The sequence below is a fragment of the Clostridium gasigenes genome (assembly GCF_900104115.1).
GTDB lineage: Bacteria > Bacillota > Clostridia > Clostridiales > Clostridiaceae > Clostridium > Clostridium gasigenes.
The window spans coordinates 418,037-432,588 of record NZ_FNJM01000001.1 but is presented as its reverse complement, the minus strand read 5'-3'; the positions used below and the strand labels follow the sequence as shown (position 1 = coordinate 432,588).

15 protein-coding genes are annotated in these 14,552 nt (G+C 29.0%); 1 reads left to right on the top strand and 14 read right to left on the bottom strand.

Going from position 1 to position 14,552, the window contains the following annotated elements; genetic code table 11:
- Positions 1 to 9: 9 nt before the first annotated feature.
- The 12 genes from glnA to BLS77_RS02090 form a co-directional block, all read right to left on the bottom strand.
- Positions 10 to 1,341, bottom strand: coding sequence for a type I glutamate--ammonia ligase (glnA, locus tag BLS77_RS02145; RefSeq protein ID WP_089965322.1), 1,332 nt, complete (start codon positions 1,339 to 1,341; stop codon positions 10 to 12).
- A 154-nt stretch (positions 1,342 to 1,495) separates the two neighbouring features.
- Positions 1,496 to 1,702 (bottom strand): hypothetical protein, encoded by a 207-nt coding sequence (locus BLS77_RS02140; protein ID WP_089965320.1) that lies wholly within the window; start codon positions 1,700 to 1,702, stop codon positions 1,496 to 1,498.
- A gap of 126 nt (positions 1,703 to 1,828) precedes the next feature.
- Positions 1,829 to 2,794, bottom strand: coding sequence for an ABC transporter ATP-binding protein (locus BLS77_RS02135; RefSeq protein WP_089965318.1), 966 nt, complete (start codon positions 2,792 to 2,794; stop codon positions 1,829 to 1,831).
- A gap of 3 nt (positions 2,795 to 2,797) precedes the next feature.
- A complete protein-coding gene (locus BLS77_RS02130) occupies positions 2,798 to 3,769 on the bottom strand; it encodes an ABC transporter ATP-binding protein (RefSeq protein WP_089965316.1) in 972 nt (323 codons plus the stop codon).
- A gap of 11 nt (positions 3,770 to 3,780) precedes the next feature.
- Entirely contained in the window at positions 3,781 to 4,698 is a 918-nt protein-coding gene (gene opp4C / locus BLS77_RS02125; protein ID WP_089966496.1) for an oligopeptide ABC transporter permease, read from the bottom strand.
- A gap of 19 nt (positions 4,699 to 4,717) precedes the next feature.
- A complete protein-coding gene (locus tag BLS77_RS02120) occupies positions 4,718 to 5,680 on the bottom strand; it encodes an ABC transporter permease (RefSeq protein WP_089965314.1) in 963 nt (320 codons plus the stop codon).
- 61 nt (positions 5,681 to 5,741) lie between these two features.
- Positions 5,742 to 7,454 (bottom strand): ABC transporter substrate-binding protein, encoded by a 1,713-nt coding sequence (locus BLS77_RS02115; RefSeq protein ID WP_089965313.1) that lies wholly within the window; start codon positions 7,452 to 7,454, stop codon positions 5,742 to 5,744.
- 259 nt (positions 7,455 to 7,713) lie between these two features.
- Positions 7,714 to 9,009 (bottom strand): sensor histidine kinase, encoded by a 1,296-nt coding sequence (locus tag BLS77_RS02110; protein ID WP_089965311.1) that lies wholly within the window; start codon positions 9,007 to 9,009, stop codon positions 7,714 to 7,716.
- Positions 9,010 to 9,030: 21 nt separating this feature from the next.
- Positions 9,031 to 9,432 (bottom strand): methylglyoxal synthase, encoded by a 402-nt coding sequence (locus tag BLS77_RS02105; protein ID WP_089965309.1) that lies wholly within the window; start codon positions 9,430 to 9,432, stop codon positions 9,031 to 9,033.
- Between the two features lie 289 nt (positions 9,433 to 9,721).
- Complete coding sequence (hepT, locus tag BLS77_RS02100) at positions 9,722 to 10,129, bottom strand: type VII toxin-antitoxin system HepT family RNase toxin (protein WP_089965308.1); 408 nt, start codon at positions 10,127 to 10,129, stop codon at positions 9,722 to 9,724.
- Positions 10,122 to 10,529 (bottom strand): type VII toxin-antitoxin system MntA family adenylyltransferase antitoxin, encoded by a 408-nt coding sequence (gene mntA, locus BLS77_RS02095; RefSeq protein WP_089965306.1) that lies wholly within the window; start codon positions 10,527 to 10,529, stop codon positions 10,122 to 10,124. Before mntA ends, hepT begins: the two co-directional genes overlap by 8 nt.
- A gap of 186 nt (positions 10,530 to 10,715) precedes the next feature.
- Positions 10,716 to 11,507, bottom strand: a complete 792-nt coding sequence (locus BLS77_RS02090; protein ID WP_089965305.1) for a conserved phage C-terminal domain-containing protein — start codon at positions 11,505 to 11,507, stop codon at positions 10,716 to 10,718.
- A 481-nt stretch (positions 11,508 to 11,988) separates the two neighbouring features.
- Between BLS77_RS02090 and BLS77_RS02085 the strand changes: the two genes are divergently transcribed.
- Positions 11,989 to 12,516, top strand: coding sequence for a histidine phosphatase family protein (locus BLS77_RS02085; RefSeq protein WP_089965303.1), 528 nt, complete (start codon positions 11,989 to 11,991; stop codon positions 12,514 to 12,516).
- 108 nt (positions 12,517 to 12,624) lie between these two features.
- Here the strand turns inward: BLS77_RS02085 and BLS77_RS02080 are convergent, their stop codons facing one another.
- Positions 12,625 to 13,737, bottom strand: coding sequence for a GTPase (locus BLS77_RS02080; protein ID WP_089965302.1), 1,113 nt, complete (start codon positions 13,735 to 13,737; stop codon positions 12,625 to 12,627).
- A 14-nt stretch (positions 13,738 to 13,751) separates the two neighbouring features.
- Positions 13,752 to 14,465, bottom strand: coding sequence for a Crp/Fnr family transcriptional regulator (locus tag BLS77_RS02075; protein ID WP_089965300.1), 714 nt, complete (start codon positions 14,463 to 14,465; stop codon positions 13,752 to 13,754).
- Between the last annotated feature and the right edge of the window lie 87 nt (positions 14,466 to 14,552).

The window sequence follows — 14,552 nt, the reverse complement described above, 5'->3', positions numbered from 1 at the left end:
CAATCAAACTTAATATTGTTTTAAATATTTTTCTACTTCCCACTCATGAACTCTAGTTTTATAATCATCCCATTCTGACTGTTTAGCGTCTACATATTTATCAAAAGTATGCGCTCCTAAAGTTTCACGTACAAGCTTGTTATCTCTCATATATGCAATTGCTTCTTCTAAAGTTCCTGGCAAACTTTCAATTCCATCTACTTCTCTTTCTGCTTCAGTCATTTCAAATATATTTTTTTCAACACTAGCTGGTGGAACTGAATTATTTTTTATAGCTTCTAGCCCTGCTGATAATAAACAAGCTAATACTAAATAAGGATTTGCACTAGGATCTGGACATCTTAGTTCCACTCTAGTTCCAGCTCCTCTTGAAGCAGGCACTCTAACTAGTGGACTTCTATTTTTTCCAGACCAAGCTATATAAACAGGTGCCTCATATCCAGGTACTAATCTCTTGTATGAATTAACTAATGGATTTGTAATAGCTGACATACCTTTTATATTATTCATCATTCCAGCTATGAAATTATAAGCAATTTTACTTAGTCCATTTACATCATCCACATCAACAAAAGCATTTTTCCCATCCTTGTTTAATGAAACATTTATATGCATACCAGATCCGTTTATTCCAAATACAGGTTTAGGCATAAATGTTGCATGTAACCCATGTCTTTGCGCTACTGTCTTAACAACTAATTTGAAAGTCATTATATTGTCTGCAGTAGTTAATGCATCCCCATATTTAAAATCTATTTCATTTTGTCCTGGTGCTACTTCATGATGAGATGCTTCTATTTCAAATCCCATTTCCTCTAAAATAAGAGACATATCTCTTCTTGCATTTTCTCCTAAATCTATTGGATTTAAATCAAAATATCCAGCATTATCATTTGTTATAGTTGTTGGTTCTCCATTTTCATCAGTATTAAATAAGAAGAATTCACATTCTGGTCCTACATTCATAGTATAACCTAATTTTTCTGCTTCTATTAAAGCTTTTTTCAATATATATCTTGGATCACCTTCAAATGGAGTTCCATCTGGTCTATATACATCACATATTAATCTTGCAACTTTTCCTTGTTGTGGTCTCCATGGAAAAATTACAAAGCTATTTAAATCTGGTCTTAGATACATGTCTGATTCTTCAATTCTAGCAAAACCTTCAATTGAAGATCCATCAAACATACACTGATTATCCAATGCCTTTCCTAATTGTTTATCTGTTATTGCAATGTTTTTTAATGCCCCAAAAATATCTGTAAATTGAAGCCTAATAAACTTAATTCCATTTTCCTCAACTAATTTTATAATATCTTCCTTTGAATACTTAGCCATAATATAAATCCCCCTTAAAATTTTATAGTAAAAAGGCGTGCAACAGAACCCATTAAAGGTTACTATTGAACGCCTTTGCTCAACTATCTTATTTCCTAATTATATCATTCTATTTACATAAAGCAATATATTTTTTACTTTTATTTTTTATTTCTTATGATCCCCAAAAATATAATATACCTTTTATCACTAAAAAGAATATTATAATTCCTATAAACGCTACCGGTAAAATAATTACGTACTGAGCAATCATTATAGATAACAAATCTTTAAATTTAGGTTTTTCACCCATTTTAACATTTCTCATTAATTCCCTTTGCCTTGTTTTTAGTTCTTCTTTTTTATCATCAAACCTAAACAATTATATCCTCTCCCTTAATTATGTACAATGTATCACATTATCTAAATACCTTTGTAAAATAAATAACAAATCAAGGTATAAATTAAACAACATCTTGACTTGTTATTCTTTTGTGATAACTATGTTTTATACTAAATGGCAAGCAACAAAATGGTCACTACCTACACATTTATATTCTGGAATCTCTTCTTTGCAAATTTCCTTTGCATAAGAGCATCTAGTATGGAATTTACATCCATTTGGAGGATTTGAAGGGCTTGGAATATCCCCTGTTAATATAATTCTACTCTTTTTAAAAGTTGGATCTGGTACCGGTATTGCTGAAAACAATGCTTGAGTATAAGGATGAAGTGGATTTTTATATATTTCTCCTTTAGGTGCTAGTTCAACCATAGAACCTAAATACATTACTCCAACCTTAGTGCTTAAATGTTCAACTACACCTAAATCATGTGATATAAACAAATAAGTAAGTTCTTTTTTTTGCTGCAAATCAGATAAAAGATTTATTATTTGAGCTTGTATAGATACATCCAGCGCAGATACAGGTTCATCTGCCACTACAAAACCTGGATTTAAAATAAGTGCTCTTGCGATACCAATTCTTTGTCTTTGTCCACCTGAAAATTCATGAGGATATCTATCTATTTGATAATCTGATAACCCACAAATTCTCATAGTTTCAAGAACTAAATCCCGTGATTCGCCTTTTGAAACTAAACCATGATGTATTGCAGCTTCTCCAATACTTTCTCCAAGTGTAAGCCTTGGGTTAAGTGATGAATATGGATCTTGAAAGACTATCTGCATATCAGTTCTTAAATGTCTTAATTCTTTTTTACTTAATTCATCAAGATCTCTACCTTTATATATTACGCTTCCCTCTGTTTTTTCAAGCAGCCTTAAAATTGTTCTTCCAGTTGTGCTTTTTCCACAACCAGATTCACCAACAATACCTAAAGTTTCTCCTTTGTTAATTTCAAAAGATACTCCATCAACAGCCTTTACATTTCCTATTGTTCTTTGAAAAATTCCTCCCTTTATAGGAAAATATTTTTTAAGTCCTTCTACTTTTAATATAGTTTCGCTCATTAACTATTTCCCCTCCTTATATTTAAAACAAGAAACCTTGTGATTCTCTTCTACTAATTTCAATGTTGGCATACTACTTTTGCACTTATCAAAACAAAATTCACATCTTTCATTAAAGTAGCAATTATCTGGCATATTAATAGGACTAGGTACTTGTCCTTGTATTGAGTATAATTTTTCTTGAACTTTATTTAGTATTGGTTTAGATTTTAATAACCCTATAGTATATGGATGCATTGGATTTTTGAAAATAACATTCACCGGTCCCTCTTCAATTACCTTACCTGCATACATAACAACAACATAATCTGCCATTTCTGCAACAACTCCAAGATCATGAGTTATAAACATTATTGAAGTATTAAACTTTTCTTTTATATCTCTCATAAGATCTAATATTTGTGCTTGAATAGTAACATCTAATGCAGTAGTTGGCTCATCTGCTATTAACACTTTAGGCTTGCAAGATAATGCCATAGCTATCATTATTCTTTGTTTCATTCCTCCACTAAGTTCATGTGGATATCTATCTACAATAGTTTCTGCATCCGCTATTCCTACTAATGAAATCATATCTATTGCTGCTTTTCTTGCTTCTTTTTTCTTTAATTTTTGATGCACTATTATAGATTCCATAATTTGTTTTCCTACTGTGAAAACTGGATTTAAAGATGTCATAGGTTCTTGGAATATCATAGAGATATCATTTCCTCTAATTGCTCTCATTTCCGAATCTGACAAAGTTAAAAGATTTTTATTTTCATATAATATTTCACCCTCTACTATTTCCCCTGGAGAAGCTACAAGTCTCATAAGACTCATTGCAGTAACACTTTTCCCACATCCAGATTCTCCAACTACACATACAACTTCACCTTTTTTTATTTTAAAACTTACATCATTCACAGCTTTAACTGTGCCACCTTCAGTGTAGAAATATGTTTTTAAGTTTTTAAATTCTATTAAATCACTCATGTTATAACCCCCTACTTCTTTAGTTTTGGATCAAGAGCATCTCTTAGCCCATCACCTAACAGATTAATCGCCATAACTGTTAAGAAAATACAAATACCTGGTGGTACCCAAAGCCAAGGTCTTTCCATTAAATCAGCAAAATTATTTACTGATTGTATCATGTTTCCCCAAGAAGCATTTGGAGGTGCAACTCCCATTCCAAGATAACTTAATGCAGATTCAGTCATTATTGCTCCACCAATACCAAGTGTTGCTGAAACTATAATAGAAGGTATAACATTTGGTAATAAATGTTTGAATATTTTTCTAGAATCTGTTAACCCAAGAGCTTCTGCCGCTTGCATAAATTCCTGTTCTCTAAGTGATAATATTTGACCTCTTACTAATCTCGCTATTGTTGGCCAAGACAATATACCTATAATAAACATAACAAAAAATATTCTTTTATCAGGATCTACATCTAAATTAGATAAAGTCGCTCCTAATACAATAAGTATTGGTAAAAATGGTATACATAAAAATATGTCAACAATTCTCATTATTATGCTATCTACAATTCCACCATAATACCCAGCAATCGCTCCTAGTATTCCACCTATAGCTATTTCAATAATTACAGCTACAAACCCAACTAATAAAGATACTCTACCTGCATACATAAGCCTTGTTAAAATATCTCTACCTATAAGATCTGTACCAAACCAATGCGCAAAGCTTGGTGGTTGTTTTTTTATAGCAAAACTCATTGTTTCTTGTTCATAAGGTGTAAATATTGGCCCAATAACACAAAATAAAATCATAATTATTAATATTCCAAAACCAACCATAGCTAGTTTATTTTTTTTAACTCTCATTAAAACTAACATTTCTGGAGAATGTACCTTCTCAACTTTAATTTTTTCAACTTCATTATTTTTTTTCTTTTTCATATCCATGTTTATATCCCCCTTACTTCAGTCTTATTCTTGGATCAACTAAAGCATAAGAAATATCTGCAATTAAACTTCCCGCTAAGGTAAGCATGGCCATAAGCATGTTAAAAGCCATTAAAAATGGATAATCTCTAGCATTTAAGCAATCAAAAGCAACTTTTCCAATTCCAGGCCAAGCAAAAATAGTTTCTGTAATCATTGCTCCACCAAATAACCCTGGAAGTGAAAGTCCAAGTATTGTAACTATAGGTATTAAAGCATTTCTTAAAGCATGTTTATAAATTACTACAGATTCCTTTAACCCCTTTGCCCTCGCTGTTCTTATATAATCTTGTCTTATAACCTCAAGCATACTTGTTCTCGTATATCTCATTAAAGAGCCAACTTGTACTACTGTCAAAACTATAAATGGTAATAACATATGATATATAACATCAAAGAAATGTTTAATTCCAACAGTCGAACTACCTGTTTTTGTCATTCCCCCAACTGGGAATATAGGTAAATCAAAGGCTAATACTTTTATTAGCATAAGTGCTAAGAAAAATGCTGGCAAAGATATTCCTATAAGTGCTATAACCGTGAAAAAACCATCAACAAATGAATATTGTTTTGTAGCTGATACTATTCCTATTGGCACTGCTATTATTATACTTGCTATAAATGCGGATATTGCTAATATAAATGAATTCCAAACATAAGTATCTATAACCTTTATAACTGGTTGTTGGAATTTTAATGAATATCCAAAATCTCCCGAAAAAGATTTTGTAAGCCAACTAATATATCGTTGTGGTACAGGCTTATCCAGTCCCATACTTTCTCTAAGTTCTATTTTTTTAGCTTCAGTCATATTTGACCCCGCCTTACCATCAACATAATCCCCCGGCGCAAGAGAAATTACAACAAATATAATAATAGAAACCCCAAGTAAAACAGGGATCATTTGAAGAAGTCTTCTTCCAATATAGGTAAACATTCTTTTGTCCTCCCTTTATTTAATATGCCCAGCCTTAAGGCTGAGCATATTAATTTTAAAATTATTCTAATGTTAACTTGTAAAGACTTTGTGTGAACTTTTTATACGGAGTTATTTGATTTTCAAATCCTTTAACTCTTGAATTAACAGCCCACATATCTCTTCTTTGATACATGAATATATACGGAAGATCTTCATTTATTAATTGATAAACCTCTGCATATATAGCTTTTCTTTTTTCCATATCTGTTTCTTTTAATCCCTTTACGAACAATTCATCAAGCTTAGAATTTGAATATCCAGTGTAATTTTGAGCTCCACTTGTTCCAAGTATTCCTGTATTATCTATTTGTGGAGTTAGGCCCCAAGCCATGAAGAACATTTCTGATTTCCCACTTTTCACTTGTTCTCTTAATGCAGCCCCATCCATTTGCTCTGCTTCAAATTTAATTCCAAGTTCTTTGTAGTTAGCTTGTGCAACTGGTATAAGAGCATCATTTACAGCATTCGGTGTACTAGCTGTAAATTTAATTTCAAATTTCTTTCCATCCTTTTCTCTTATTCCATCAGATCCAACTTTCCAACCAGCTTCATCTAATAACTTACTAGCTTTTTCTTTATCATATGCATAATCATTTTTACCTTTACTATATGCCCATGATTTTGTTGATTGTGGTTCATTTATAACATCTGCATATCCACCAGGATAAACAGCTTCAACAACTTCTGCTCTATTTAAGCCATATGTTAGAGCTTGCCTAACTTTAGGATCAGTAAATTTTTCATTTTTAACATCTAAACCAATATATCCATATCCATTAGTTGGGAATATACAAAGATCTAAGAACCCAGCACCTTGCAATTGAGCAACATTATCTTCATTAACAGTAACCATATCCATATCAATATCACCAGTTTGTAACATTTGAATTCTAGTAGTTTCTGAAGTTACTTTATAAATTAAGTTAGTAATTTTAGCTTTTCCTAAATAATAATTTTCATTAGCTACTAAATCAACTTCTTGACCTGGTTTATTTTCAACAAATTTATAAGCTCCACAGCCTAAAGGTTTTGCATGTAATCCCTTAATATAATTAAGATTTCCTTGTTTATATTCTTTACCATAATATGCTTTTGAAAGTATTTCAGTTTTAAAATCAAATATAGCATCAGCATTTGCTTCATCTACTATAAATTCTATATTTTTTTGATCTATAACTTTTATACCTTCTATAGTAGAAGCTGTGCCTTCTTTATAAGCCTTAGCTCCTTTTATTTTTGTTGTATTTATGAAATCTTGTGGTCCATCATATTCTTTATCACAGGCTGCTGTAAAAGTAAACGCAACATCTTCTGTTGTTAAAGGAGTTCCATCCTCAAACTTTAACCCATCTCTTAATTTAAACGAATAAGTTTTCCCATCTTCTGATATTTTATAACTTTCTGCTAAAGCTTCCGTTGGCAATCCGTTTTCATCAATTGCTAACATACCTGTAAATATACTTTCCATAATATAAGAATCATATGCTGAATCTGAATAAAGTGGATTAAACACACCATCTAGTACATCAATACCAATTACTAAAGTATCCTTTCTATCTTTTGCAAGAGATACATTTTTAGATGGATCGGCTGCCTTAACATAGCCCTCAACCGGTCCAGATTTTCCAGTGTCTTTTGGTGTTTCTGTGGTTTTGCCCTTTCCACCACAGCCTCCAAGTACTAACATACAGCTTAATGCTACAGTTAGTATTGAAATTAATTTTTTCTTCATAAATTCGTCCCCCTCTTATTGCCTTTTTTTACATTTATAATATAAAGCTATTATTTTACTATTATACATCATTATTCCTATTTTATACATATGTATTTTCTTATTAGAGGTAATTTTTGTATAAGTTTATACATTTGTTATTTTTTAACGGTATTTATTGATAAATTGTTAATTTTTCCAAATAATTAAAGTAAAAAAATTCATAGTCTTATATAACTATGATTTTTTTATTTCTTTCGAAGTTTATTTTATGACTTTTTCATGAATATACATCTGAGAATTCTATATTTATTATTTGTATTCTAGAATCTTCTGATTTAAAGCACTTTTTTTCTACTTCCTCACAAATAATGTTGCAAGGTAAGTCTATTACAAACCTTGTACCTTCTATATAACTACTATCTATTATTATTTTCCCATTATGCATTTCTACAAAAGATTTGACAAGGGACAATCCTATTCCACTACCTTCATTACTTCTTGATAAAGACTTGTCAACTTGTACAAATCTCTCAAATACATCCTTTTGATTTTCCAAGGGAATTCCTATCCCTGTATCTGTTACCGATATTTGTATTCCACTATTTTTCCCTACAATTTCAACCTTAATTTCTCCACCCTTTGGTGTAAATTTAATTGCATTAGACATTAAATTTAATATTATTCTCTCTATTTTATCATTATCACAAAGAGTGTATTTTTCTTCTATATTAGTATCAAAAATAAGGCTAATTTCTTTTTCTTCTGCAAAATCCTTAATTGATAGCGTAATATCTTCTACTATGCTTACTATATTATGGTCGCATACCTGCAACTCTAGATATCCATCTTCAGATTTAGTTATATCAATTAAATTATTTATTAACCTTATTAGCCTAAAACTATTTTGTCTTATTGTTTTTATATATTTATTAATTTTATTTTTAGATAATTCATTGTAATCATTATTTGATATTTCTACTAATTTAAGAGCAGATACAATTAACGTAAGTGGTGTTCTTAGTTCATGAGATAAATTTGCAAAAAACTCTGTTCTTATTTCATTATAGTGTTGTAACTCATTTAAAATTCTTTTATTTTCTTCTGATTTTTTCTTATATGTTATATCTCTACCTATTACCCCTATTCCTTTTCTGCTTCCATCTATATTATATAAAGGTACCTTTATAACATCAAAAGTTTGATATGTTCCATCCCTAAGTTTAAAAATTTCCTCTACTATTTTAATATTTCCATTTTCCCAAATTTTTTTATCTGTCTCATAACATACACAAAATTCATCTTCTTTATCTGGGATAAGTTTCATTAAATCTAAATCAGTCTTTCCTATAATAGGCTCTTTTGCATTAATAATATCTTCCAAAGTTTTATTAACTTCAACCCATTTGCCTTTTGAATCCTTATACCCAATAATATCTGGTGAAGAATTTATTATAGTTTTAAGGATTTCTTTTTGATCATCTATAGATTTTCTATCTATTAACAAATATAATATTATTATTATATTGATCAATATTATTGTTACGTAAATTACATGTGTGTTTAACCACTCCATTTAATACCTCCTTGAAAACTTCTAGTATGCCTTAATAATATTAGAATTTAATATACAATCTGCTGAAGATTTATTCATAGCTACTGGTATATTATATAAAACAGCTATTCTAAGTAGTGCTTTTATATCCGAATCATGAGGCTGTGATGTTAATGGATCCCAAAAGTAAATCATAAAATCAACCTCTCCATTAACTATACATGTACTAATTTGTTGATCCCCCCCCATCATTCCGCTTTCATATTTCTTTACATCTAACCCGATTTTCTCTTCAAGCAATATAGCAGTACTCTCAGTACCACATAAAGTATGATTTTCTAATATACATTTATTTTTATAAGCCCAATTAATTAAATCTAACTTCATATTATCATGAGCAATTAACGCTATTTTTCTAGCTTTAACCTTTGTAAATTCATCCATTTTATTATCTCCTTATATATTATTTTTTAAATCCAAATCATTTTTTTAATATCCTCCCAACTTTGTAATTATATCATAATATCGCATTATTTTACATATTTATATATTAAATTCCTTCTTTTTAAAATATATCCATATAATCTTTTTCTTTAATCTCTTATACAAACAAAAAAACTATAACTTACTTAAAAGCTATAGCTATTTTTTGATTTATTTAATATATTTTATAAACCCATTTCTATTTATCATCTCCAATAAATTCAGTACCTTTTAATATTTTGAAAATGCCTTATATAAATCTATTTACCTCTGTGATAAATTTTTCAAAATCTACTAGATGATTTTCTATAACCTTTTGTATTATATCTAGATTTAACTTTTGATAGTTATGAACTGCAATATTTCTAAACCCTATCATACCTTTAATATTTTTTAGCAACTCGTTGCTTAATAGTCCATTATGGTTCATAACCTCGAATGCATCCCTACTACTTTGCGGTATTCCAAGTTTTTGTTTAGAAACTATGTGCATAGATATATCAATACACGCTTCCACAGCCCTTTGAATATTTAGAATTATAGAGTCTTGCTTAGTATAGTCATCTAAATTTTTCGGATTATTATCATATACTTCTTTTATTCTAATTAAACAATTTTCAATTATACTTATCTTATTATATAAAACATCATTAACCATTTATTCTTCCATCCCTTTTAATAGCATCTATTACAACTTGTCTTTCTTCATTTAATTTAACATAATCTTTAAACGCCCTAATATTATATCCTAATCTAAAATTTTCATCATTACAAAATAGAACTTCATTATTTCCTACTATTTGTGCTCCAAAAACTGTACTAACATCTCTTAAATCTATTAATTGAACATCTCTTTTCACAACAAATCCCAATTCATTTGCCTTTGTAAATAATTCATATGGATCAAATATTTCTTCTCCATAAATAGCCAAATCTATGTCACTATCAAGCCTACCTTCACCTCTTGCAAAAGATCCAAATAAATATATGAACTTTACATTAAACTCAGTTTTTATAAACTCTACTATTTTTTCTTTTATTTCTTTATCTAAAAACATAATTTTCCTCCATACAATTTATTATGGCCAAAATTTATTTTACAATGCCTTAATGCCAATTATTCAATAATAACACAATTTTACTTTGTACTGTTTAAGTTTACTATATTGTTATTCATATATCTATTAAATAAATATAAATTAATTATATCAACGACTAAATATTATTACCAGTTCTCTACCTAACTAAAAAGGTTCATCCCCTTCCCATCCTTCTTCTTCATAATCTTTATAACTTTCTTTATGTTTAAAATTATTATCATAAACTTGTCCACTTTTATTTTTAAGCACACTGACAAAACTCTTTTTCTCTATTATTTCCTCATTTAAATACCTTTCAAACTTCTCTGAAAATAGAGTTACTGGTCTTAGGTACCTCCTCATATCACTATCTTCCCACTGTTTATATTTATTATCAATTACCTTTATAAAATCCTCTAAAGTATTCCCTTCTTTAATTCTAGCATTTATTAAATTCTGTGTTTCCTCATTTGTATATTTATAATTTGTTTTACACTTCATATTTAAATAATCCATTATATTTTTATACACGTCCATTTTCTCTTTCTTACTTTTAATATTTTCGAAATAACCATCTTCTAATTCTCCTACAGCCTCTGACACTTTAGCACTTTCATTTTCAACATGCATGTTTAATCTCTTGTCCTTAACCTCTTTAAATAATTTACTTACAGCCTTTTTAATTTTTATAACTCTACGTTCTATAAGTTTTTTACCTTCTTCATAAAAATATTTTATAACTATGTATCCCTTATCTTTCAAACTTTTAATTATTACTGAACATCTAGATTTACTTAATTTAAAATACTCACTAAAATAATTATTACTAGCATAACAGCCATCTTCTCCATCTAATGCATTTATTTTAACTACAAATAACTTTTCCATAACTGTTAAATCTTCGTTTTGCCATAATTCCTCTGGAATCCAAATACCTTTTGATGCTGATGCTTTCATAAAATCCACTCCTACATTTTTTTATAATTTTAACTTCTCACTATAATATATGCAGTAATACAACTTTTTGAAAAATATTATATTTTTTTATTAATATCAATATTAATATTTGTGTTTTTATTTCTAATAATATTACCCTACTATACATAATATATTCTTAACTATATTTTTAAATATATTATTAAGCTATATTATTTACTTTCTTGTTTTCATAATACCCTCTTCTTATTATGAAAATATACCCTATTTATTTTCATAATACCTACTTTAACTTTTCATAACACCATACCTTAGATTCATTTTAGTTATTAGATTATATTATTGCTTAGTATGATATTTGTATATTAATATCGATTTTGTTGAAAATAATGTTATAATTTATATATAATATGACAACAATTAGCTAATTAATTGTTGTCATTAAGAAATGGATGCAATTCCCAAATGACTAAAGAATATACGATGAAAGGAGTTTTTAAACTTGACACAGTTTTACTTCATTAGGCATGGAGAACAGGATTGGGATATTGTAGAGAAGCATAATTTGAAAGGCCAAGCTATTGATTTAATACCATTAACTCAGAATGGTATTAACCAAGCCAATAGAGCAGCTAAAGATATACGAATTTGTGGATCGGATATTATAATTTGTTCACCTTATACTCGTGCACTACAAACCGCATTAATTATATCAAAGAATACTGGAATTGATCTATCTGTAGAATTTGACTTACGAGAATGGCAATCAGATTTGACATTTGATTATGATTCAAAAGGACAATTAATTGAACTTTGGCATGATTATCTGCTACATAATGGAGTATATCCACAAGGAGAGGTAAAACCATGGGAAACAAAAGAAAATCTAAAAAAAAGAATCAATTCAGTATTAATAAAATATTCGAATTATTCAACGGTTATTGTTGTTGCCCATGCTGAAATATTTGCATCATTAATTTCAACAGATGAAATCTTACATTGTTCGATATTAGAGTATACCCAAAATTAGAGGGTGATTGAAATTCACCCTCTAAATTTGTATACAATTTCAATAAAAACTGTAATAAATAGTATTATTCCAAATTTAATATTTTATATCTATCAAACTATTACTGTCTTATTTTCTATTTTTGAAATGTTTTTTCAATTCATTATACATCATTTCTGATATCTCTTCATTTTTTGTCACTTTGCCTTCATATTGATTTCCTGCTACTCTTTTCATAACTTCTATATATGAAAATGCCAATGCAGTAGTCAATACACTTGCTGTACCGCCACTTATTACTCCCCCAATTATTGTACCCGCTCCTGGTATAAACTTTATTATATTTGCAACTAAAGTCTTACCCGCTATGGTTGCCCCTGCAATTCCTCCAACACCTGATGATACTGCTACAAGCAAATCTTTATCCACTTTAACACCAAAAATCGTAGTTATATGTGCTAACATTCCAACCTGTCCTGGAATTAATATAGCAGAATCTGAAAATGGAATAGGTGAAAATCCTATACCAAATGAAGTACCTATATATCCTAATGCCCATTTTGTAGCTTCGTCTACTTTCTTTTTTAAATCTACCTTCTGGGCATTATTAAAAGCTCGTCTTATTCCTTGTGGCAAAACCTGATAAGTCTTTTCTACTAGCTCTTCTAGTCCATTCCTTGGTAATTCTATAGTTCCAAATTTTATAGGTTCAGCTAATATTCTTTGTATGCCTCTTATATTTAAATTCATATTATCAATATATTTTTCTAATTCCTTTGCATTATCACTAAAATTTTGAGTTAATACTATAATTACTGGTATTTTCCCGGATAACTCCTTTATCCATTCAATTTCAAATTCCTCTATTCTATTTGAAGCTGCATTAATACAGTACCATACAATATGTATTAGATTTTCAGAATTAATATCACGACTTTTATGTATTCTATCTATTTCTGCATTAATATCATCCCTTACACTTTTCTGAACTAGAGGGTTTAATTCTAATCCCCTGCTATCATATAAGTTTATAGGAACTCCTTCCTTAGTGATTTTCTTCAAATGTTTTGTAACTGGTTTCCCTATCCCAGTTTCAGCTAAGTTTTCCCTAAATATATTATTTATCAATGTACTTTTACCAACACCAGTTTTTCCAATTAACATAATATTAGCTGGTGATATATTTTTATTTTCTTCATTTATTTTATTAAACAAGTCATTTATAAAATTATAATTATCCATTTAAAACAGCTCCCTTATATCATTAATAATTCTAATGATTCTACATTTTTAATTACAATCTTCTTTGTTCCGATAATCTCTAATATTCCTTCTCTCTCTAAATATGTTAGCTTTCTACTTAATGTTTCTCTTGCTATACCACAATAATTAGCCATTCCTTCTCTATTTAGCGGTAAATCTATTTCTATTTTGCCATTGCTTCCTTTTCCATATTTATCTGCAAATTCTAAAAGCATACAACCAATTCTTGCTTCTGGATCATTACTAGATAAACTTTTAGTTAGATTTTCTACTTCTACTAACCTTTTACTTAATTCAGCTAGAAGTTTTAAACATATTGATGGGTTATCATATAAAATACCTTCTAAATCTTTTCGGGAAATAGTACATAGTTGAGTATCTTTAACAGTTATTGCAGATACATTACTTTCAATTGTATTACCTAATATATTACTTTCTCCAAAAAAGTCTCCAACCGTTAATACATTAATTATTTGTTCTTTACCTTCTCGTGTATTTTTAGTTATTTTCACTATACCATCACTTATTATAAAAAGTTTAGAAACTAAATCTCCTTCTAAAAATAAAGTTTCTCCTTTTTTTAGACACATATCTTGACTTATCTCTACTACTCTATTTAGTTCATCAGAGGAAAGCGAATCAAATATTGGTATTTCTTGAGCATATAATCTAGTTGAACATCTTTCACCACAATAATTATTTTCCAAAATATCTTCCTCCTTAAATTAGAATCTTCACAACTTTAGGTTCTTGCCAAAAAATAATAGACCAATTTACTAGTCCACTTTTTTTAA